The 20,237-nt window shown below is 58.3% G+C and carries 19 protein-coding genes and 2 pseudogenes; 13 read left to right on the top strand and 8 right to left on the bottom strand.

Annotated elements, in window-relative coordinates; genetic code table 11:
• From VOI29_RS11020 to VOI29_RS10995, 6 genes are all read left to right on the top strand, one after another.
• Positions 1–161: IS3 family transposase (locus VOI29_RS11020; protein WP_323778712.1), on the top strand; the 161-nt coding region annotated here is incomplete at its 5' end.
• A gap of 194 nt (positions 162–355) precedes the next feature.
• A complete protein-coding gene (locus VOI29_RS11015; RefSeq protein ID WP_323778710.1) occupies positions 356–478 on the top strand; it encodes a hypothetical protein in 123 nt (40 codons plus the stop codon).
• A gap of 71 nt (positions 479–549) precedes the next feature.
• Positions 550–1,596, top strand: a complete 1,047-nt coding sequence (locus VOI29_RS11010) for a restriction endonuclease (protein ID WP_323778708.1) — start codon at positions 550–552, stop codon at positions 1,594–1,596.
• A 250-nt stretch (positions 1,597–1,846) separates the two neighbouring features.
• Positions 1,847–2,110, top strand: coding sequence for a hypothetical protein (locus VOI29_RS11005; protein ID WP_323778706.1), 264 nt, complete (start codon positions 1,847–1,849; stop codon positions 2,108–2,110).
• Between the two features lie 194 nt (positions 2,111–2,304).
• Positions 2,305–4,338: a hypothetical protein gene (locus VOI29_RS11000; RefSeq protein WP_323778704.1), complete on the top strand. Its 2,034-nt coding sequence runs from the start codon at positions 2,305–2,307 to the stop codon at positions 4,336–4,338.
• Positions 4,298–4,615 (top strand): hypothetical protein, encoded by a 318-nt coding sequence (locus VOI29_RS10995; protein ID WP_323778702.1) that lies wholly within the window; start codon positions 4,298–4,300, stop codon positions 4,613–4,615. The genes VOI29_RS11000 and VOI29_RS10995 overlap by 41 nt, the downstream gene beginning before the upstream one ends.
• A gap of 174 nt (positions 4,616–4,789) precedes the next feature.
• On the opposite strand, the gene VOI29_RS10990 is transcribed toward VOI29_RS10995, so the two are convergent.
• Complete coding sequence (locus VOI29_RS10990; protein ID WP_323778700.1) at positions 4,790–5,233, bottom strand: hypothetical protein; 444 nt, start codon at positions 5,231–5,233, stop codon at positions 4,790–4,792.
• Between the two features lie 73 nt (positions 5,234–5,306).
• Here VOI29_RS10990 and VOI29_RS10985 point away from each other — a divergent pair.
• A pseudogene (locus VOI29_RS10985) lies at positions 5,307–5,891 on the top strand (IS5 family transposase); the annotation flags it as partial.
• Positions 5,892–6,067: 176 nt separating this feature from the next.
• Here the strand turns inward: VOI29_RS10985 and VOI29_RS10980 are convergent.
• Together VOI29_RS10980 and VOI29_RS10975 are read right to left on the bottom strand one after the other, a co-directional pair.
• Positions 6,068–8,158, bottom strand: a complete 2,091-nt coding sequence (locus VOI29_RS10980) for a TonB-dependent receptor (RefSeq protein WP_323778698.1) — start codon at positions 8,156–8,158, stop codon at positions 6,068–6,070.
• 474 nt (positions 8,159–8,632) lie between these two features.
• Positions 8,633–9,205, bottom strand: a complete 573-nt coding sequence (locus VOI29_RS10975) for a TetR/AcrR family transcriptional regulator (protein WP_323778696.1) — start codon at positions 9,203–9,205, stop codon at positions 8,633–8,635.
• Positions 9,206–9,422: 217 nt separating this feature from the next.
• On the opposite strand from VOI29_RS10975, the gene VOI29_RS10970 reads away from it, so the two are divergent.
• Genes VOI29_RS10970 through VOI29_RS10945 form a run of 6 tightly spaced genes read left to right on the top strand, consistent with a single transcriptional unit; the run spans position 9,423 to position 16,626 of the window.
• Complete coding sequence (locus tag VOI29_RS10970; protein WP_323778694.1) at positions 9,423–11,216, top strand: ABC transporter ATP-binding protein; 1,794 nt, start codon at positions 9,423–9,425, stop codon at positions 11,214–11,216.
• Positions 11,216–12,949, top strand: coding sequence for an ABC transporter ATP-binding protein (locus VOI29_RS10965; protein ID WP_323778692.1), 1,734 nt, complete (start codon positions 11,216–11,218; stop codon positions 12,947–12,949). The genes VOI29_RS10970 and VOI29_RS10965 overlap by 1 nt, the downstream gene beginning before the upstream one ends.
• Positions 12,946–13,944: an ABC transporter permease gene (locus tag VOI29_RS10960; protein ID WP_323778690.1), complete on the top strand. Its 999-nt coding sequence runs from the start codon at positions 12,946–12,948 to the stop codon at positions 13,942–13,944. Before VOI29_RS10965 ends, VOI29_RS10960 begins: the two co-directional genes overlap by 4 nt.
• 2 nt (positions 13,945–13,946) lie before the next feature.
• The gene (locus tag VOI29_RS10955; protein ID WP_323778688.1) at positions 13,947–14,885 is read left to right on the top strand and encodes an iron chelate uptake ABC transporter family permease subunit; all 939 of its coding nucleotides are present in this window, start codon (positions 13,947–13,949) and stop codon (positions 14,883–14,885) included.
• Positions 14,882–15,655 carry an ABC transporter ATP-binding protein gene (locus VOI29_RS10950; RefSeq protein WP_323778686.1) on the top strand — a complete coding sequence of 258 codons (774 nt, stop codon included), beginning with the start codon at positions 14,882–14,884 and terminating at the stop codon, positions 15,653–15,655. Before VOI29_RS10955 ends, VOI29_RS10950 begins: the two co-directional genes overlap by 4 nt.
• Positions 15,656–15,672: 17 nt before the next feature.
• Positions 15,673–16,626 (top strand): siderophore ABC transporter substrate-binding protein, encoded by a 954-nt coding sequence (locus VOI29_RS10945; RefSeq protein ID WP_323778684.1) that lies wholly within the window; start codon positions 15,673–15,675, stop codon positions 16,624–16,626.
• A gap of 102 nt (positions 16,627–16,728) precedes the next feature.
• Here VOI29_RS10945 and VOI29_RS10940 read toward each other — a convergent pair whose 3' ends face one another.
• From VOI29_RS10940 to VOI29_RS10920, 5 genes and pseudogenes are all read right to left on the bottom strand, one after another.
• Complete coding sequence (locus VOI29_RS10940) at positions 16,729–17,397, bottom strand: hypothetical protein (protein ID WP_323778682.1); 669 nt, start codon at positions 17,395–17,397, stop codon at positions 16,729–16,731.
• Between the two features lie 12 nt (positions 17,398–17,409).
• The gene (locus VOI29_RS10935) at positions 17,410–18,822 is read right to left on the bottom strand and encodes an IS4 family transposase (protein WP_323778680.1); all 1,413 of its coding nucleotides are present in this window, start codon (positions 18,820–18,822) and stop codon (positions 17,410–17,412) included.
• Between the two features lie 254 nt (positions 18,823–19,076).
• Positions 19,077–19,712 (bottom strand): hypothetical protein, encoded by a 636-nt coding sequence (locus VOI29_RS10930; RefSeq protein WP_323778678.1) that lies wholly within the window; start codon positions 19,710–19,712, stop codon positions 19,077–19,079.
• A complete protein-coding gene (locus VOI29_RS10925) occupies positions 19,709–20,080 on the bottom strand; it encodes a (2Fe-2S)-binding protein (RefSeq protein ID WP_323778676.1) in 372 nt (123 codons plus the stop codon). The genes VOI29_RS10930 and VOI29_RS10925 overlap by 4 nt, the downstream gene beginning before the upstream one ends.
• Before the next feature lie 42 nt (positions 20,081–20,122).
• Positions 20,123–20,237 (bottom strand): annotated as a pseudogene (locus tag VOI29_RS10920) (IS5/IS1182 family transposase); the annotation flags it as partial.

The raw sequence follows: 20,237 nt of genomic DNA, 5'->3' as shown, positions 1-20,237 counted from the left end.
AACTGGTTCATAGGGAGCGCTTCAAAACGCGCCTCCAGGCAAAGGCGGCGATCTTCGAATACATTGAGGTCTTCTACAATCGCCAGCGCCGTCATTCCGCAATCGGCTACCTAACCCCCGCGCAAGCCTACGAAACCATGACTTGGAAAAGCGCAGCATAGGGTCAATAATCAAACTGTCCGGATATCGGGACGAACTCCACAAGAGTATGTCGCGCTGCCATGCAGCATTGCAAAAATCGGACACTCAACCGTTTCCACGGCAAGGGCCCGGTCATGATGGGTGCGCTGGTATTTAATTGTTCTGTCTGCGAAACATACGGTCGGGTTGCGACCTTAAGCGCAATACCGAAATATTGGAGATCGTGCCGACGGGCGTGATGCGCTTTCCCGGCACGAGCATCAATGACAGCCTCGCCGACAGGGCCAAAAACCTGAAAATTTGGCATCGGATGGGCGGCGCCACCACTGTTCAATGAGGTGGCGGAAAGCTATAGATATGCGTCAATGGCCACGCCATTACCGACAACACATTGCGCGACGTGGTCAGATGAGCCGCTTGGACGAAATCAGGAAAGAATACGAGGATCTTAAGAACCTGTCGGCCGATGCTGACGGAAACGCAAAACGGCGCCGAGGCTATGATTTCGAACGCCTGTTGAACAAGCTCCTTGTTCTCGACAACATGGAGCCTCGTACAGGATACAAGCCTGCGGGTGAGCAGATTGACGGTTCCTTTTATCTCGACGGCCGCATTTATCTTCTTGAAGCAAAATGGCATGCAGACCCGCTTCCCGCGTCGACGCTCTATCAATTCAAGGGCAAGGTCGATGGCAAACTTGCCGGCACTATCGGCATATTTATTTCCATGTCCGGATATGCCGAAGATGCTGTCGATGCGCTCATCCTTGGGAAGGCGCTGAATATTATCCTGCTCGATCAACGAGACATGGATGCGGCGATCGTCCGCGGCAGCGGCATCAAGAGCGTGTTGAAGCTCAAACTTCGTAAAGCAGCCGAGGAAGGTGCGATATACTTCCCGATGGAAGGGAAACTGGTCACAGCTGAAAAGACCAGCACCGTAGAGATCGAACTTCTGCGCTACGACCACACTACCGGCGGTGTCGTTGCCACCCAGCCTGCACAACCCGCCGCAGCGGACCTGTTGATCGTTTGCGAAGGTGATTCCGATCGTGTGGCCATCGCTACGCTCGCCGAGCGGATTCTTGCAGCCGGCGGCTCGCGACGTTCAATCAAGATCCTGACTGCCATGGGAAAAATGACCATCCCACGGGTCGCGAACGCTATGTGGAATACCTTCCATTCGGAAGCGAAGGCTTTGATTGTAGTTGATGGCGACAGCGACCCGACCGGCACTGTCAGCATGCTCGATAAGGGTCTTGAATTTGAGGAATGGATCGCCGCGGTCCCCAACCCGTCGATCGAAACCTGGCTCAACCTTGACCTGGAAACTCTGCGTCGCCGGGGCCGCAAGATGGACGAATTGATTCGAGCAGCTAAAAGCTTGGACATTGAGGCGCTGCGGGGGCGGGACGAGGAGTTCGCAAAGTTCTACGACGCGATCCTTGGAGCCTGATCGCTTTCAAGCTTCACGTAAAAGCCCCCACTTAACTGGCAACTGCTGGCACGCGCAGAAGGAACGTCTGGAGCACACCTCCGCCACATCAATGTCAGAGAAACTCCAAATCGTTGCTCTACAGCAACCACAATGCTGACGGGCCCGGAAAGGACCCCAAACTCGCTCAACCCAAGAGAGCTCTACTCGTGGACAACTCGCCAAAACTCGTCAAAGATCATGCTGATTCTGAGATGTGGGAGAGAATATGATGTCTAGCCGACAGTTGGAGGAGCGCTGGGAGCGCGAGATTAACCAACATATCGCCAGGGCTTTGGAGATGTCGATCGAGGACATTGAAAGCCTTTCATTTGAGGTTGAAAACAATGAAAGCGACGAAGGCGTCGTTTACGGACAGATTATCCGTTTCCACCTTGAGCATTGCGATCCTGACGCACTTTCGCGTGTTCCAAATCTTGAAAATGACTGGGTGATGATTGCCCCGCTTCCGGTTGGCCCCGATGAGCCGGAATAGCTGGCAGCGTGCCGCATCCGACCAAGGATGATGCCATCAATGATTCGGCTTGCAACGTCTTCTATATTCGGCAGGCGAGATCCTGAAATTCACATCTTGTGAAGCCAATTGTATTGGGCGGCCCTTTGGGGTGATGCATCGTCCCGAGTGATTCTTCACTCTGCCCAGCTTATTTTAGATTTGTGGAACCATGAATGCGTAAAATTGATTTACACCTGCACACTAGGAGTAGCAGTCAAGACAAGGATTTTGCATTCTGCATCGAAAACCTCAAGAGGTATGTCGCAGATGGCGGCCTCGACTGTATAGCGATCACAAATCATAATCTATTTGATCGGGGTCAATTTGAATTAATCTCATCTGAGGTTGATATATTGGTGCTACCCGGAATTGAAGTCGATGTCGATAACTGCCATATGCTTGTGATATCAGATGGAGGCGATTTAGAGTCATTCTCTGATTGTTGCCAGCGGGTGAGTGAAAATTGGTCTGACGGTGAACGCCCTCTAACAGCAGATCAGTTCGAGGGCATCTTCGGAGATCTCCGTCGCTACATTCTTATTCCGCACTATCTCAAAGGTCCTAGGATCGGACCTGATCTCCTGGATAGATTGTCAGACTTTATTTCCTGTGGCGAAGTTAGCAGCCCTAAGAAGTTCATGTCGTGTATCAACGATCCCGATATGCTCGTTCCAGTTTTCTTCAGCGACTGCCGGATCACCCAGACCCTCTCTGAGCTCCCGACAAAGCAAACTTACATAGATTGTGGCGAGGTGTCTTTCGGAGCTCTGCGCCAAGTCCTTCGAGATAAGGGTAAAGTGGTTTTATCAGAAAACGATGGAAATAAGCACTTCCAGATTAGCGCAGATGGACAGCTTCTTTCCACGGGGCTAAATGTTATCTTAGGTGATAGGTCTTCTGGTAAGTCTCATACGCTTCAGAGAATATGTGATTGGTTCGGGGAAGAAAACAGCCGATATATACGTCAATTTGACTTGGTGTCTAGGAACGAGGCTGAAGATGAAAAAAAATTCAAAGACTTCCTCAGTGAGAGTACTAGCCTCTTCTCAAAAGACTATTTGGAAGATTTGCAGTCAGCTGTCGCAGATATTTTAGAGGTGGACTTGGAATCCGATGCCTTGTCCGTTGAGCGATACATATCGACGCTCTTGACATACGCGCAGGAAACCAGTCGTCATGACGCATTTTCAAAGGCGAAAATCTTTAACGAGGATGCATTTTCTAAGAAGGATTTAACCGGTCTGATTCAGTTGATTGCGTCAACTAAACAGCTCGTTAGCAATGTTGAGTACCGAGGTCTAATTGATAGTCATATCGGCCATGACAGCTTGAAATCACTCTATATTGAGCTCATGAAGACTTACGAAGGTCATGAGCAGGTTAACCTCAAAAAGGATTGGGTAAACAGCGTCGTTTCTGAAATTAAAGGTAAGCTTCAGAGAAAATCTTCAGCGACCAATGTGTCAGACGTCGACCTTCTCCGGGTTGCTTCGAATAGGCGAAAAGTAGAGAAGTTTGAAGAGCTAGTAAAAACTGCGCGCACCCCAAAGACACCACTCCGAAAAAGGAAAGGGAGCTTTGAAATTGTTGCTCAGGTAGGTAGTTTTTCTAGGGCCCGGGAGATTAAGGACTTGTCCCGGTCTAGCAAAAGCTTCAGCGCAGCCTTTTCTAAATATGAGCACCCGTATGAATTTGTTCAAGAGCTTCGAAAAATTGGATCTCCAATTTTGGCTGCGGATTTTAGTAAGTATATGGTTAAGGTGGAATATAAGATCCTGAACAGGGACGGCCTTCAAGCATCCGGGGGGGAGCGTTCTGAGTTCTTTCTTCTAGATAGGATCGAAGGCGCTAGCTCTGCTGACGTCCTCCTGATTGACGAACCGGAATCGTCATTCGACAACCACTTCCTGAAGTCTGAAGTCAATGAGTTGATAAAGGAAATGTCGAGGCAGATGCCTGTTGTTGTAGTCACTCATAACAACACTGTTGGCGTTTCAATTCGGCCTGATTTCATTCTATACACCAAGAAGGAAGTGGAGGATGGTGAGATAAGGTGGAGAATTTACTCTGGGCATCCAACCAGCAAGACGTTAACTTCCATCGATGGGCTTGAGCTGAATACGAGAGACGTGCTTCTTGGAAATCTTGAGGCGGGAGTTGAAACCTATGAAGAGCGAAGCGCAGCTTATGAAGATCTTAAAAATTGAAAATGGGAATGGATACTTCTGGCGTGAAACGCCTGGGGAGTGGCGAAAGATCGACGAAATTGATAAGCTTGGATTGCTTTCACTTCTAAATACATTCCTTAATGAAGAGGTGGAAATAGACTCACCTGAGGAATACGATATCCCTAATGAGGTTCACAAGATTATTTACCAGCACATTTTTGGCAAACTGCAATCCCTTTCTGATAGCAAGTCGTCTTTCAAAGACGACAGTGAACGCCGGTATTTTGAAGAGATCAGCAAGTACTCGTCTGCGTAAGATGATTAACAACACTGTCTTGGTCATCAGCTCGACCGTCTGGATTCTGCGATGTCCTGCCTGACCAGGGCGGCGCACCGACCGGCAGCTTGCTGCGCTTGGCGGCCGATCTGAACGTCAACTCGACCGTCCGGGTCCTGCGCAACGGTGCTGTTCGCGCGTGCTATCATTGGTTTATATTTTTGCGGAGAGGGCAGGTAGGATACGGCGGTTGCCTGCTCCCGCAACCAACACAATTTCCTCAATACCTTCAAAGGCTTCAGGCATAACGCCCGGAGCCTTTCCTGCGTTTGCACCCGCCGCACCCGCCGCCAGGCGCAGCAGCCCGGCCAAGTCGCCCTCAAGGGTCAGATCCAGGCCAGGGCCCTCCGCCGCAGGCGCCAGCACGATCCGCTCCACCAGAGCCCGCAGCGCCTCCTTGGCCTCGACCATGCCCTCGGCCGTGCCAAGGCCCTTGATCCGCCGGGTGACCCGCTCCCGGTAGGCCTCCGCCATCGACGGGTGAAACACCACAGGGTCCGGGGCAGGGCTGTGTTCCAGCTTGCGGGTTTCGCAAATTCCCGGACAGGGATTTCGGTAATTCCCGGACAGCTCCGGGCTCCGAACACGGTTGGTCATCGCCTGGTCCCGTCACGGCACTCTGCCGATCTTTCAACCGGATCGGGAGGGGACAGCCGCCTGCCGGGCAGCGGATAGCACCGGGATCAAGTTCCTTGGCGAGTGGCAGGCCCGCAAGCACGGCGTTCAGGGGCGGTGCCAATCACTGTCCGGCAGTTGATTGCAAAGCAATCAATGAGAGGGGCGCAAGCGGCATCTTGCGATGGATGCTGCCACGTCTGACACCCGTGCTGTCGGATTCACCCCCGGCCGCGACGGCGACAGCCCGATCCTGCCGGAACTGCTCGATCAGATTCCGGAGGACGAAAAGATCAGCAGCGTGACCGCAGACGGAGCCTATGACACGCGCCGTTGCCACTCCGCCATCATCGAGCGTGGTGCCGCCCCGATTATCCCTATCTGCCAGAATGGCCGGCCGTGAAAAGAAAACTGCCCGGCTGCACAGGTCAGAAACGAAACCTTGCGCGCCACCCGGTACTAAGGCCGGGCCGTCTGGAAACGCGGGACGGGATACCACGCCCGGAGCCGGGTCGAGGCAAAGATGCGCGGCTTGAAGGCATTCGGCGAGCGCATCGCTGCAAGAGACCCTGACCGCCAAACCGCCGAAATCCACATCCGCATCGCCCTCATCAACCGCTTCCATGCACTCGGCGCCTAAGTTCAGAGGCGAAAGGGGAAGTCAGGCCGCAAGAAGGCGTTCTGCAACAACGACCATCGCATCCGTCGCCAGAAAGATCGTCACAATCGCGAACGCGCTGTTCGAAACAGGGCATTAATGCAACGCTCAGCTCGCATGACAAATACAGTTGCTAGGCGGGCGCGGTTCAGAATGGCTTAGAATGCGACGCGCAGTCCCGCGCCAATTTCGCGCGGTTCTAGGATTTCAACCGCTCCGCTGCGGCTGGTCGACAATGCAGCGCGGTTGTCGAAAATGTTGTTAACATAGGTGAAATATTCCAAGTTGTCGTTCGGGCGATAGCTGAGGCGGAGATTGGACAGAGCGTAGCCGTCAACATGTGAGTCGGGTTCATTTGTGTCGCTGCTGAAATACCCATCCACATAGCGCGCATCGCCGTGAAGTGTCAGATTGTCCGTGATATCCCACGCGGCAGACACCCCAATGGAGTAGCCCGGAGCCCGGGCGAACTCATTTCCCTCGTATTTCGTTCCGTCATGATCTGTAAACTTGCTTACCTCGGTCTGCAGGGCACCTAGGCTCGCTGAAAGCCGCAGCGACGATGAGGCGTAATAGTCGGCGTCCAGCTCCAATCCGTAGGAATGTGCTTTTTCGCCATTAACGATCATTGAGCCCTGGGTCACGGTGCAGTCTGCGTCCAGGCAGTTTGTGACAGAGCGCTGAATGTTCTCATATTCTGTATAGAAGAGGTTCCCTGCCAAAGTCATCGCACCGCCAAGCGCACTGCCACGCACGAACAGCTCAGCATTCTTTGCCGTCTCGGGCTGGAACTCATAATACGCTTGGCCGCGGAAATTCGTGCCGGCACCACCTGGCAGATATCCCTTGCTGACTGTGGCGCCCGCGGTCCAGTCGGGGGACAGGTCATAAGCCAGCGTCAAGGTGGGCATGAGCTCGGTGAAGTTTCGGTCATAATTGAGAGGGCCTGGCACATAGCTGGTCGTCCCGTTGATTTCTATCTGGTCCTGTTGCAGTCTGAGGCCCCCGGTCAGAGCCCAGTCCTGCGCAAAACGCCAGGTGGTCTCTCCGTAAAGGGCGGTGCTGCGGGTGCGAAAAGTCAGGGCAGCTTTCCCGAAGGGGGCGCCAAAGTACGTGTTTGTAAAATCGGCACTGGTATCTTCATCAGAGTAGTACAGGCCCGCGACGCCGCTCCAGACATCTCCTGGTTGCCCGAAAGTCAGTTTCAGTTGATTGCTGAAGTTCTGATAGTCTCTTGATGCCGCTCCCGAGTAGGGATAGGCAAATACGAAGTCATACTTGGCTTCGGAGTACTGAAGCTGGTTTGCAAGTTTTACCCCGTTGAAAAAGTCGTATGCGACGTCCAGAACGAGCCCGTCTGAAACCACGTCCATATAGTCTTGATATTCGCTCGTGTTTTTCAGCGCATCATAGGGCGGCGTGACAGTTTCGTTATTTGGCCGGTGCAAATCGGTATGGGAGTAGGTGAGCTTTACCTGAAGCCCTGGCAGATCGGTGGGTTCCCAAAGCAACTTGATCCGCCCGTTCAGGCTGGCGAAGTCGTAGTCAAAGCCTGGCTCTGTGAAGCTGGCGTTGGTGTAGGTGACGAAAGTATCCCGGCCTGTGTAATCCAATGCAATGCGAGCAGCCAGGTCGTCGCTCAGCGGTCCGGATGCGGCGAAGGAGAGACGGCGTTTGTTGCGGCTGCCGTAAACGATCTGCCCGGCATATTCCGGCGTGAAGGTCGGGTCTTTTGTGTTGACAACAATGGCACCGGCGATGGCGTTTGCGCCCTGTGAAGTGGTTTGCGGGCCTCGGAACACTTCCACTGTTTCGACGTCCCAGCTCGTGGTGCCGCCGGCACCCAGTTCGATTGAGGTGACATACCGGCCGTCGACGCTCATGGTGGCGCGTGGCAGCGGTTTGGCCAGATAGGCATTGCCTCCAACGAGCGGGCCGTCGCTGTCCACGCCGCGAATGATCGGGGCGCTGGTGGTGCCTGGTATGAAGACGTTCGGCGTGTCCGCGATCACTTCGTTGATTGTTGAAGAGGCTGCTTTTTCCTCCAGTTCCTCGCCACCAATGACGCTGACTGAGCTGGAGGTATCTTGCAGGGAGCGTTCTGCTGTGATGCCCCGGACGATGATCTCGTCCAGCTGAACAGTTCCTCCAGAGGTGTCTTCGGCGAATGCGGATGTTCCTGCCAGCAGGGCGGGTGAACTTAGCGCGCTGGCCAGAAGGGCCGCGCGACGGGAAAGGCAATAGGGCATCAGATTGTTCCGGATCGCATATAGCAAATTTGTTTGAAGGTTTAGATGCGCGCACAGGCACACGCCGTGCGGACGGGCCGTCGGGAGGTTGAGAGAGAGTGGACAACGGCGCCTCTCGCCGCCGCTTTGACGTGGGAGTAGGTGATTAGATGTCAGGCATCCCGGGAACCCCTTTGTATTTCATTGACCGGCATTGACGGGCAACTTAACGACGGGCGGCGTCTTGGCGGCGTCTTGGCGGCCCCGGCGGGCCGACCGCGGCACCTCGGGCATTGCAGACAACACACTGTCTCCGTCAGTCCTACCGGGCATTGCGCACGCCAAGGGCGTTACGGCAGGCTGGGCACCGCATAAATGGGCGCTCAGCAGGCTTCTGTCAATTAGTTTATTGAGTGCAAACTAAATGGGGGTTTTGGCACAGCCATGTCAGGGAAGCAAATTCTTGCGTCGGCACCTGGCACATCCAGGCGCCTGTCAGCTTTGCGGTCCGATCAATGCCATGACGCCCGCTATCATGGCCTCAATGCCAAACCCGTGCAGCTGTTCGGCATCGGCGCTGCTGGGGGTTTCGGCACGGGAGGCATCGGCAACTGCGATACAGTGGTAGGCAATGGTAAAGAAAACCCGGTTCGACTGATCGAAAGTCAGTCCAAACCTGTCCGCAACCCGGCGCTGATGATCGTAAGTACGCTGCATCATCGGCTCGGTGATCCAGTCCCGCCGCAGCAGATAAGGGGCTATGCCGGAGTGTTCATACACCAAGTGCCAGATGCTGAGACTAAAGCGATGCATGTATTCAGTCAGGTCCGTATCTGCGGCCGGGTCGGGCAACGGCCAGCGCAAGAACGCTTCTTCTGCCACGAGTGTTCGCAGATCTTCCAGGCTGTCGACACGCTTGTAGAGGGCAACCTGGGATACGCCCAATGCATTTGCCACCCCGATGAAGGTGAGATTCGGCAGGCCAATTTCGATGCCTGCATGGGCGATCCGGTCGCGTGTGATGGTGCGCGGGCGACCGCGGGCGGGTTTCGGTTTCTGGTCGGTCACGCTGGTCCTTCGATCTAGCCTGTTCTGGCTGGGCTGGGTGGAAAATATGGGTGCTGCGCTGGAGTTGCAAACCCCTTTCCCGCGGCGCCAGCCAAGACGATGCAAGCCTGCTTGTACAATTAGTTTAGTGGTACTATACAAAAAACACCCCAGATGCGCGCAAGCTGCGCGTCGAGGCAGTCATTTCCGCATCTGACAAAAAAAACCGAGATATTTCATGAGCGAAAACAATGCGCCAGAAGCAGTCGGCGCCCCCGCGGGCATGGACAGTTTGCTGGCACCTATTCGCGGCCGTCTGCGCCGGGCGGCGTTGCTGGCCGGGGTTGGGCAGGGGTTGGCCTTGGTGCCGCTGGCGGGCTCAGCCGTCATCGCGACGCGTATGCTCGCCCCGGAAAATACAGGGGCCGAGGCGGTGCTTTGGGCCATGGCTGGGCTTAGCATCCTGTGTTTGCTGTTCGGGTTGTTGCTGATCTCAGCGGGGGAGTATCTGGCGCATCTCGCCGATGATGCCCTTACTGCGGATCTGCGTAAGCGGGTGGCGGCGCGGCTTGCGCGCGTGCCACTTGGCTGGTTCACCTCGCGTGGGGTTGGGGATGTGAAGCAAGCGCTGCAGGACGACATGGGCACTTTGCACGAACTGACGGCGCATTATTTTACCGGCCGGGCGCGCTGCTGGAGCGCCATCGCGGTGACCGCCTGTTTCCTGGCCTATTGCGACTGGCGTCTGGCCGCGCTGGCGCTGGCGCCGTTTCCCCTGCATCACCTGATTTTTGGGACAGCGAAAAAGTCGATTAGCCACGAGCGGATGGCGCATTTTGCCAAGGCGCAGACGCAGATCAGCGATGCGGCCCATGGTTTCGGCCGGGCGATGCCGGTAATTCGCGCCTTCTCCCGGTCCGGCGAACTGCCAGCGGCCTACCGCAAGGCGGTGGACGACTTTCTCGAAGCGTTTCTGCGTTTTACCCGGCCGTTGATTGCCCCGTTGGCTAATGCTAACGCGTTGATTGCGCCGGTTTCGGTCACAAGTCTGGTGCTGATCTTTGGGGTCTGTTTCCTGTGGCTGGGTTGGCTCGCGCCTGTGGACATCCTGCCCTTTGTTCTGATGGCGCCGGGGGTTTCAGCGCCGATGTTGATTCTGGGGTTCATGGCGCATGGGCTGGCGCAGGCCAGTGCAGCGGCGGCGCGGATAGATGCGGTACTGGCACTGCCAGTGCTGCCGGAGCCGGCACCGCAGGATCGGGTCGTTCCTAAGGGAAATGTGATGCAGTTCGATGCCGTCAGCTATGGTTATGGCGGCAGTCATCCGGTGCTGTCAGATATTTCGATGACGCTGGAGCCGGGGACGATCACCGCCATCACCGGTGTGTCAGGGGCTGGAAAATCGACTCTGGCCCGGCTTGCCTTGCGGTTTTTTGACCCGACCCAGGGGCGCATCATCCTTGGTGGTGCAGATCTGCGTGATATCGGCCTGCCCGAGCTCTACAGGCGGGTTGGGTTTGTCCTGCAAGAGGTGCAGCTGATCGACGCAAGCCTGCATGACAATATCGCCCTCGGTCGCCCCGGGGCCAGCCGTGAGGAGGTTAAGGCGGCCGCGCTGGCGGCGCATATCCACCACCGGATCGAGGCCCTGCCGAAGGGATATGACACCATCATCGGCCGCGATGCAGAGCTATCGGCGGGCGAGGCGCAGCGCGTCACCATCGCGCGCGCGGTGCTTTTGGATCCGCCGATTCTGGTGCTTGATGAGGCCACCGCAGCGCTGGACGGGGAAAGCGAACTGGCGGTGCAATCGGCGCTTTCCGACCTGTCCCGCAGCCGCACGTTGCTGGTCATCGCGCACCGGCTGGAGACCATCGTGGCGGCGGATCGCATCGTGGTTCTGGAGCAGGGCCGGATCCGCGAGGTGGGCACCCATGCGGAGCTGATGGCACAGCAGGGACGCTATGCCGGGCTGTGGGCTGCCAGCAGCGGACCGGGGAATGCAAACGAAAGCAGAAAAAAGGCGGTCTGATGATCAAGCTTCTGACGAGGCTGCTCGGTGCGGATGGCGCCGTGCTCCGGCGCTACGGGCTACTGGCACTGGCCTGTGGTGTTTTGAATGCACTCACCATTGCGCTGACAGTGCCGGTGATGCAGCACGCGCTGCGCGGTGACCTCGCTGCCGCCGCTGTATGGATCGGAGCCCTGATGCCTGCGGCCCTGTGCTGCTGGCTGCTACGGCGGCGGGTGGAAACCGCCGGCATCGACGTGGGAATAGCGGTGCTGCGCGGTGTCCGGCTGCGGCTGGGCCGTCATGTCGCCCGCCTTCCGGCGGGCTGGTTTGATACCGGTAGCGCTGGGCGGCTGGCGCATGCGCTGACAGATGGCGTAATGGAAGTAGCGCAGTTGCCGGCGCATGTCTTCACACCGGTGCTGACCGGGCTTGCGGTGCCGCCGGTGCTGATTCTGGTGCTGTTGCTGCTGGATTGGCAGACTGGCAGTCTGGCGGCTTTGGCGCTGCCGGTGCTGATCGGGGCGGGGGGGCTGGCCGGGCGCTTGGGGCGTAAGGCCGGGGAAGGGTTTCACGCCGCTGCCGCCGAGACCAGCCAGAGGGCGGTGGAATTTGCACGTTCGCAGGCGATCTTAAGGGCCTTCAATGCCTCCGGGGCGCAGTTTTTGGACGCGGCCTTTGATCGCCAACGCCGGTCTTCACGACAGTTGATCCGCCTCTCGACCCTGTCGGTGATGATGAATAGCTGGGTTATTCAAGGGGTTTTTGCGGGCGCAATCCTAATGGCCACGCTCCGGTACGTCGATGGTCTGCCCCCGGAGCGCGCGGTGGCGCTGGTGGTGGCCCTCGTGCTGGTGATGCGGTTTCTGGAGCCGGTGACCGAGCTGGCAGGCTTTGCTGCCGCGCTGCGGGCCGCCAGGGCGCAGCTGATCACGCTTACAGAAATTTTGGATGCCTGCCCGTTGCCGGTTCCAGCGCAACCGCGGCAGCCCAAGGATGCCTCTGTCACGCTGGAGAATGTCTACTTTAGCTATCACCCCACGGCCGATGCGGTGCTGAAAGACCTGTCCCTACAGGTGCCGCAGGGCAGCATGACCGCGGTGATCGGCGCCTCCGGGTCGGGGAAATCGACGCTGCTGCGGCTGGTCGCGCGGTTTCATGATCCAGACGGCGGGGCGATACGGATTGGTGGCTTGGATCTGCGTGAGATGTCGGAACAGACGCTGTCCGAACTGATCAGTCAGGTGTTTCAAGATACCTATCTGCTGCCGGGCACCATTGCAGATAACATCCGCATGGGACGTCCGGACGCCACCGCGGAAGAGCTGGACGAGGTTGTGCGCCTCGCCGGTGTTGACCACATTGTAACGCGATTGCCGGAAGGGATGGACAGCCAGGTGGGCGACGGCGGCGTGCGGCTGTCCGGCGGCGAGCGTCAGCGTATTGCCATCGCCCGCGCCCTGTTGAAGGACGCGCCGATTCTGCTCGTGGACGAGGCCACATCAGCGCTGGATGCGGAAAATCAGGCCATCGTCACACGTGCGCTGGCGCAACTGCGTGGCCGCCGGACGCTGATCGTGGTGGCGCATCGGATCGCGACACTGGACATGGCCGATCAGGTTGCAGTGCTGGAAGGCGGCAGGGTCGTTGAATGCGGCCGTCCGGCGGACCTGGCAGCGCGCGGCGGACCCTATGCCGCGGCCATTGCGCGCGACCGCAGCGCCCGGTGCTGGCGCATCGGGGGGCAGGTATGACGGTGCCGGTGGCGCGCAAGCTGCAGAGTGCCGCAGCCTTCTGGAGGCAATCGGCGCAGGCCATGCTGCCCCTGATCTTTGTGGTGCTGTGCGTGCTGTCGCTAGCGGTTGGTGCCGGCGGTCTGGGGCCGGAGGGGCTGCTGCGCCCAACATCGGAGCAACTACTGATCCTGACGGCCAGCCGACTGCCGCGGTTGGCGGCGCTGGTACTGACCGGCGTCGGGCTGGCTGTCAGCGGCGTGCTGTTGCAGCTGATCCTGCGCAATCGTTTTGCTGAACCTGCCACGACCGGGGGCATGGAGGCGGCGAAGCTGGGTATATTATGCGCCATCACCGTGCTGCCCGCATCCGGGCCGCTGCTGCGGATGGGGTTTGCAATAGCGTTCTGCCTGGCAGCCAGCCTGTTCTTTGTCGCCCTGTTGCAGCGTCTGCGGTTTCAGGACACCATTCTGGTGCCGGTAATCGGGTTGATGTTCGGAGGTATATTGGGTGCGATAGCCGAGTTTTTCGCCCTCAGTCAGAACAACTTGCAAAGCATGCAGAGCTGGATGCTGGGGGATTTCTCCCGCGTGGTGCAAGGCAATTACGAGCTGATCTACCTGATCCTGCCGGTTGTCCTGCTGACTTATGTGTTTGCGCAGCGCTTCACGCTGGCCGCAATGGGGCGGGATCTGGCGGAAAGCCTTGGGCTGCGCTACCGCCGCATGGTGCTGCTGGCGCTGCTGCTGGTCTCTGCCACGGTGTCTGCGAGCGTCATCACCGTAGGGACGGTGCCCTTTGTAGGTCTGGTGGTCCCCAATCTGGTAGCAATCTGGCACGGCGACAACCTGCGCCAGACCCTACCCGCCGTTGCTCTGACGGGGGCGGTACTGCTCCTCGCCTGCGACATTTTTGGGCGTGTAGTTATCTATCCTTACGAAGTGCCTATCGGTCTGACGGTGGGGGCGATTGGCGGCCTGATCTTTCTGCTGTTGATCCTAAGAGTGCGGCGGTAGCGATGCGGTTTGGCCTGATCCTGCTGCTGCTGGCGATGCTGGCTTTGGCATATGTGCTGTGGGGGGGGGCGGTGCCGCCTGAGTTTATCCTGCAGCGCCGTCTATTGCGGCTAGGGGCAATGGTGGCCGGTGGCTGTTGCATTGCGCTCTCTTCCATCCTGTTTCAGACCGTGGCCCGCAACCGTATCCTGACGCCTGCGGTGATGGGCTACGAGGCGGTATATCTTCTGTTTCAGGCTCTGCTGATCCTGGCGTTCGGGGCCGAGAGCCTGCGGACCCTTGGCGCGGCGGGCAATATGGTGCTGTCGGTACTGGTGATGCTGGGCTGGTCGGTCGGGCTGCATGTCTGTCTGCTGCGCCGCCGCGGCACGGACATCAGCCTGTTGTTGTTGGCGGGCCTGGTTCTGACGCTGGTGATCACCAGCTTCACGCAATTCGTTCAGCTACGCATCAGCCCAGGAGAATTTGCCATTTTCCAGAGCTTTGCTCAGATGTCCTTTGACGGGATCACCGGCGTGCAGCTGGCGCTTGCGGCCATGGCCGTCTGTTTTCCAGCGGCTCTACTTGTTCGGCGGATGGCGGTTCTGGACGTGGTGGCGATGGGCCGTGAACAGGCACTTTCGCTGGGGGTCGACCATGGCAGGGAAACCGCGCTGATCCTGGGGCTGATTGCGCTGCTGACAGCGGCCTCGACCAGTCTGATAGGGCCGTCGGTCTTCATGGGCGTGTTTGTGGCCAACATCGCCTATCAATTGGCCGGGAGCCATCACCACCGTCGCACTTTGCCGATCGGCTGCCTGATTGCCGTCGCCGCAGCGCTGCTGGCGGAACTGCTGGTCCAGCATCTGTTCCAGTTTGCCACAAGTGTCGGACTTCTTATCAACCTGACCTGCGGGATCTATTTCCTGCTGCTCATCCTGCGCAAGCGGAGCGTTTCATGATTACCGTCTCGAAGCTGGCGAAATCCTATCGCGGCAAACCGGTGCTCCAGCCGATAAGCGCCGCAATCCGGCGGAGCGGCCTGACCTCGCTGATCGGGCCGAACGGGGCCGGAAAAAGCACCTTGCTGATGCTGATGGCCGGGTTGCTGGAGCCATCCGGCGGAGAAATCTGCCTCGATGGCCGCCCGCTGGGCGATTTTCCACCCCGTGATTACGCCCGCCGGGTCGCAACCTTGCGGCAATCCAGCCTGTTCGATCTGCGCCTCAAGGTCGAAGAGCTGGTTGCTTTTGGCCGCTTTCCCCACGGCCGCGGTCGGCTGGCCGCGGCCGACCATGAGGCCATTGATCGTGCCTTGGCGCTATTGTCTTTGGAGGATTTGCGGAAGAGATACATCGACGAGCTGAGCGGCGGGCAAAGGCAAATGGCTCTGCTTGCGATGACCATTGCGCAGGAGACTGATTGCCTGCTTCTGGATGAACCGCTGAACAATCTCGACATGCAGCACGCGGTTCAGGTCATGGAGGTGCTGCGCACTCTCTGCGATAGCTACGGGCGCACGGTGGTGGTTGTTATCCATGATATCAATTTCGCCGCCAATTATTCTGATCACATGATTGCGCTGAAGGACGGTAAGTTGGTCGCCGAAGGGCAAACCGGGCTAATAGTGACCGAGCGCCATCTGCAAGCGCTCTATAACCTTGATTTCGAAATTCTGACACATGGCGGAAACCGCCTGTGCAACTATTTCACCCCCCGCAAAAGGATCTGACGATGGGTATTTCTGCAATGAGTTCAATCAAGCAGGCGCTGTTGGCCGGTCTGGCGTCCCTGGTCTTCACAGGTGCCGGGGCCGAGGAGGCTGTTGTAGTGCCGTTCAGCCCGCCGCTGGTGATTGCGCATTCGCTGGGCGAGACCGTACTGGCGCATCGGCCCATACGTGTTGCCGCCCTTGGCATGAATGATCTCGATTTTCTGGACCAGCTGGGGGTGCCGGTCGCCGGCGTGCCCAAGGATTTCGTGCCGCATTTCCTCGCCGGGTATGTTGAGGATCCTGAGGTCAGAGATCTTGGCTTTATCGTCAAACCGGATGTCGAAGAGGTCTACGCCCTGCAGCCTGATCTTGTGTTAATGACGGCGCTGCAGGCAGAGCATTACAGCGACATTTCCACCTTTGCGCCGGTGCTCTATTTCGACGTTGACTACCGCGACAGCCGCCGCGGTCATCTGCAGGCGATTACGGAACACTTCGCGACGCTGGGGCGGATCTTTGGCAAGGAGGACATCGCCCGCGCCGGGATCGCGGCTCTGAATGCTAAGGTAGCTGACCTGAATGCCGCACTGGCAGAACGGCCGGAGAAGGCGCTGATCCTGCTGCATAACAACGGAGCGTTCAGCGCCTTCGGCACCACCTCGCGCTATGGCTTCGTGTTCAGCGACCTTGGCGTTGTTCCGGCCGGCGGTTTTGACGAGACCGGCTTGCACGGCCAACCGGTCACCAGCGAATTCATTCAGGCTGCGGATCCGGATATTCTGTTCATCATCGACCGCACGGCTGTTATGACAAATCGACCTGTGCTGAGCAGGGCGTATATCGCCAATCCGTTGCTAGAGAACACACCGGCCTGGAAGAACGACCGCGTCGTCTTTGTCGACCCGGAGGCGTGGTACACGACGGCAGCCGGGCCGACGTCGCTGTCGATCATTATCGAGGAAATCCGGGAAGCCTACGCCCGGCCATGACTGTGCGGCCCCCTGTTGTTGAATTTGGCAGGCAGCAGCTTTGACAACAGGCGCCGCTTTACGCAGTTTCGCTAGTAGGAGACGCGCCGCGGAAACCTCTCGTCAGGAGTTTTTAGGTATCAGTCCCGTGTCGGCGCACTCCGAAACGTTTATGCTGCCGAACCGTACTGATCGGGCCGGGGCGAGCGCTTGCTTCATGGCGGAAAAACATCTAACCGTTTTCAAAATCTGCCAGAAAACGAACTCTTCTAGCCATTCATCCAAAGTGGATTTCGTGAAAGTGGCGCGTACTTGCCCGGCAGGCTTACTGGGTTTTATCGAGGACTGGGAGCGTTTGATCGCAATTGCCAGCCGGATCGTCGACAGCCGCACGGAGGCTGAGAAGCTGGTGCAGGACAGCTGGTTGCGGTGTGCCGCCAACGTTTTCCACCAGCCAAGGCAAAGCCCGGCTTTCGCACAATCGTTGCAAATTTGGCTTGGGACTGGCGCCGCCGCCAAAAGCGTGAAACGCGCATCACAGACACGCTGGGCATAGCGTGCGACGATCCGCGTGGTGCCACCGCGTTCCGATTGCGGCGCGTAGGCGGGCTGACCCAGGCTCAGATTGCCACGCGACTGGATACTGTCCCTTCGCGCGTTCATGCCTAAGTGGTAAAAGCTCTGACGCATCTGACTTGCTGTCTCATGGACCAGTATGCGCCAATGCCGCACGAGCAGCTTCGTCCTTGTCCGATATTGCGGCCATTGCAAACCTTTAGTGTAGGCCGTCAACGAACCTTGCAGTTACCCATAAGTGTCTGGCGGCGGCGTTACGATGCGGGCTCCTTCGACGAGGCCGGCGAGGCGGGAGAAGCCTCGCCATATGACGGTCGTCCCTGGTGGCGCGTCGGAAGCGCGGTTGAGATAGCCTGCAAGGCGCGCGACCGCCCTGACATAGAAATCAAGATTGTCCGGTTCTTGCCGCTTTCTACCCGGGGTCGCGTGTTCGTGCATGCGGCGCTCCTCTTCGGTGAAGACGGCCGCCGGCAATGCTTCAGGTGCCTCGCGGCTCAGCATGGTCAGCCATGACACGCGCCATGCTACGACGCAGCACAACGCGATGCAGTTGGCCAGGCGATCAGCCGTGGCCAAGCGCAGCTCTTCGATCCGGCACCCGGTTTTGAGGGTCCGGAAGAAGGTCTCGATCTTCCAGCGCAGCGCGTACCATTCGAGCTTGTGTACAGCGTCCGCGTGGGTCGCCACCGGCAGGTTCGTGATCAGCTTCCAAATAACGGGTGCTCGGCCCACCGGCGGGTCGAACTCCTCGGCGTGGATGATCTGGAGGTCCTGATGCCGGTATTTCCGCTGCTTTCCGATCGGTGGCCGGACCGTCATCGTTGCGTGCCGGACCGACAGCACAGCACAATGATCCTTGCCCTGCGCGTCGCGGAACCGGACTTCGTGGGTTCCGCTGGACTGCACCTCGGCCATCACCTTGGCAGTGGTTGTGCCGCCATCCTCCGCCAAGCGGTCGACACAACTCCGAACGAGGAAGTTTGCCCCGAGTTCTTCGGCCAGGCAATAAAGCTCATAGATGTCGCTTTCCCGATCACCGGCATGCACACAGCGTTCGGGCGCACCTGCCAGTTCGGTGGACAGGCGCAGGTTATCAAGCCAGCGCATGCTTTCTTTCTGCTCGATCGGTACCCGGGCCGGATTGATCTTGCGCTTGAGCGCGGCGGTCCCCTTGAGCTTTGCGCGCGACCAGAACTTGGCGGCGGTCAACCCCAGCGGAAGCCCGTCGGACGTGATCGCCAGGCTGGCATGCATTAGGAGCCCGCAGACCGCATGCTTCTGATAGCGGCCTTCCTTCAGCTTGCGTCCGGTCGACACCTTCGTGAACCCGATCTTCTCCGGAGCCGAGCGCTTGAAGGAGAATTCCGTAGTGTCTTGCAGGATCAGGATGGGACCGTCGGTCGCCTGGATGCGCAGCGCAGAGGCCGCGAAATGGCCCTCAAGGATCTTGTCCTCGCTGACATTACCATTGGACAAGAAACGGTAAGCGGCCTTTGTGTCCGACCAGTCCTGGAACGCCGTGGGCAGAGATTTCCCCGGCCGCTCCCCGAGAGCCTCGAGCATTGCCCCGAGCCGCCGGTTCAGCCGCACGTCACCCAAATCACACCCGGCGGTTTCCGTTTCCACCCAATTCTGCCCCATGCCCGCACCTCACTCATTCGGTGCCACATGGCGAATCATGATCGGGGCTTCTCGGGCAAGACAAAGTCTTGTGGATGAACCTATTCGCCACACGACTTGTGGGTAACTTCAAGCCGATAATCATCAGCCTCTCCTGTTGAATTCGTTCGGGCGGCAGGCGCCTTACTCTGCCGGTTCCAGCGCAACACCGTTGCCGCGCAGATAGGCTTCGGCCTCAGCCACCGAACACGGCGGCGGTGTCGGATCTAGGCCAATCATCCGGGCCACGTTGTTGCGGAGGTAATCCTCAAGCGTACCGGGCGGCCGCCCGCAAATTCGCCCTCGAGGATGAAATCGGCCTCGGCAAACCCCTTTTCGACATCGCCGCGCTCAACCTTCACCGGATCCAGCACCAAGTTGCCGCCGGGGCCAACATCTTGGATTGCAGGCGCACCGGGCTTAATGGTCTCTTCGGGGGTAAAGACGGCGGGCAGTTCCTCGTATTCGATTTCGATCTGCTCCAGCGCCTCTTCGGCAATCACTTCGCTGACGGCGGCAACCGCAGCAACACCCTCGCCCCAGAACCGCACCTTGTTGTCGAGGATGTACTGATCCTTGGTGCAGGAGACCGAACGCGGATGCGGCGAGCCATAGTGCAGCACGCGGGGCACGTCCTCATCCGTCAGAACCGCCTTCACGCCCGGATAGGCCAGCGCCTTTGAAACATCAATGTGCCTGATCCGGGCATGGGCCACATCTGCGCGCTTGACCTTGCCATAGAGCATACCAGCGGGCATCAGGTCGGAAACGTAAATACCTTCGCCAGTCACCTTCTCGATCACGTCTTCGCGTATGACGCTGGTGCCGACGATCCGGAACTGGTTTTGCAGGGTACCGGTGGGCTTGTTCATGTTCTGGCTTCCATCCCGCTGGTCAGGCGCATTTCCTGCGCGGCGCTGCGGGTCGCATCGAAAATCTTGTTGTGGCCGGTGCAGCGGCAAATGTTGCCGCTCAGGCCAAAGCGGATTTCTTCATCCGTTGGGTCCGGGTTTCCCTCCAGCAGTTCGCGGGCCATCATCAGTATGCCTGGGGTGCAAAAGCCGCATTGCGACGCGCCGTGCCGCATGAAGGCGTCCTGCAATGGGTGCAGCGCCTCAATGCCGCTTTGCATCCTCTCGATGGTCTCGACGGATTTGCCATCTACTTCGACGGCCAGCATCAGACAGGCGTTGACCGGCTGCCCGTCCACCAGGACAGTGCAGGCGCCGCAATCGCCCACGTCGCAGCCTTTCTTGGTACCGGTCAGCCCTAGGGTCAGGATTCATAACCAGAAGATGACGGTTGCAGCGAGGGCGATGGCTGAGAGGAAGACTTTCGGACAGCGGTCATAGCGGGTTGCCACGCGCCGCCAGTCCTTCAGCCTTCCGAACATGATC

It is taken from the genome of Leisingera sp., from assembly GCF_034669605.1.
In the GTDB taxonomy this organism is placed as follows: domain Bacteria; phylum Pseudomonadota; class Alphaproteobacteria; order Rhodobacterales; family Rhodobacteraceae; genus Leisingera.
Note: the sequence above shows the minus strand (reverse complement) of the source record. Positions and strands in the feature narration are given on the sequence as shown.

Coding starts and splice junctions, on each gene's coding strand:
- VOI29_RS11010 (WP_323778708.1), top strand. CDS start 550: ATGAGCCGCTTGGACGAAATCAGGAAAGAATACGAGGATCTTAAGAAC.
- VOI29_RS11005 (WP_323778706.1), top strand. CDS start 1,847: ATGTCTAGCCGACAGTTGGAGGAGCGCTGGGAGCGCGAGATTAACCAA.
- VOI29_RS11000 (WP_323778704.1), top strand. CDS start 2,305: ATGCGTAAAATTGATTTACACCTGCACACTAGGAGTAGCAGTCAAGAC.
- VOI29_RS10995 (WP_323778702.1), top strand. CDS start 4,298: ATGAAGAGCGAAGCGCAGCTTATGAAGATCTTAAAAATTGAAAATGGG.
- VOI29_RS10990 (WP_323778700.1), bottom strand. CDS start 5,233: ATGACCAACCGTGTTCGGAGCCCGGAGCTGTCCGGGAATTACCGAAAT.
- VOI29_RS10980 (WP_323778698.1), bottom strand. CDS start 8,158: ATGCCCTATTGCCTTTCCCGTCGCGCGGCCCTTCTGGCCAGCGCGCTA.
- VOI29_RS10970 (WP_323778694.1), top strand. CDS start 9,423: ATGAGCGAAAACAATGCGCCAGAAGCAGTCGGCGCCCCCGCGGGCATG.
- VOI29_RS10965 (WP_323778692.1), top strand. CDS start 11,216: ATGATCAAGCTTCTGACGAGGCTGCTCGGTGCGGATGGCGCCGTGCTC.
- VOI29_RS10960 (WP_323778690.1), top strand. CDS start 12,946: ATGACGGTGCCGGTGGCGCGCAAGCTGCAGAGTGCCGCAGCCTTCTGG.
- VOI29_RS10955 (WP_323778688.1), top strand. CDS start 13,947: ATGCGGTTTGGCCTGATCCTGCTGCTGCTGGCGATGCTGGCTTTGGCA.
- VOI29_RS10950 (WP_323778686.1), top strand. CDS start 14,882: ATGATTACCGTCTCGAAGCTGGCGAAATCCTATCGCGGCAAACCGGTG.
- VOI29_RS10945 (WP_323778684.1), top strand. CDS start 15,673: ATGAGTTCAATCAAGCAGGCGCTGTTGGCCGGTCTGGCGTCCCTGGTC.
- VOI29_RS10935 (WP_323778680.1), bottom strand. CDS start 18,822: ATGGGGCAGAATTGGGTGGAAACGGAAACCGCCGGGTGTGATTTGGGT.
- VOI29_RS10930 (WP_323778678.1), bottom strand. CDS start 19,712: ATGAACAAGCCCACCGGTACCCTGCAAAACCAGTTCCGGATCGTCGGC.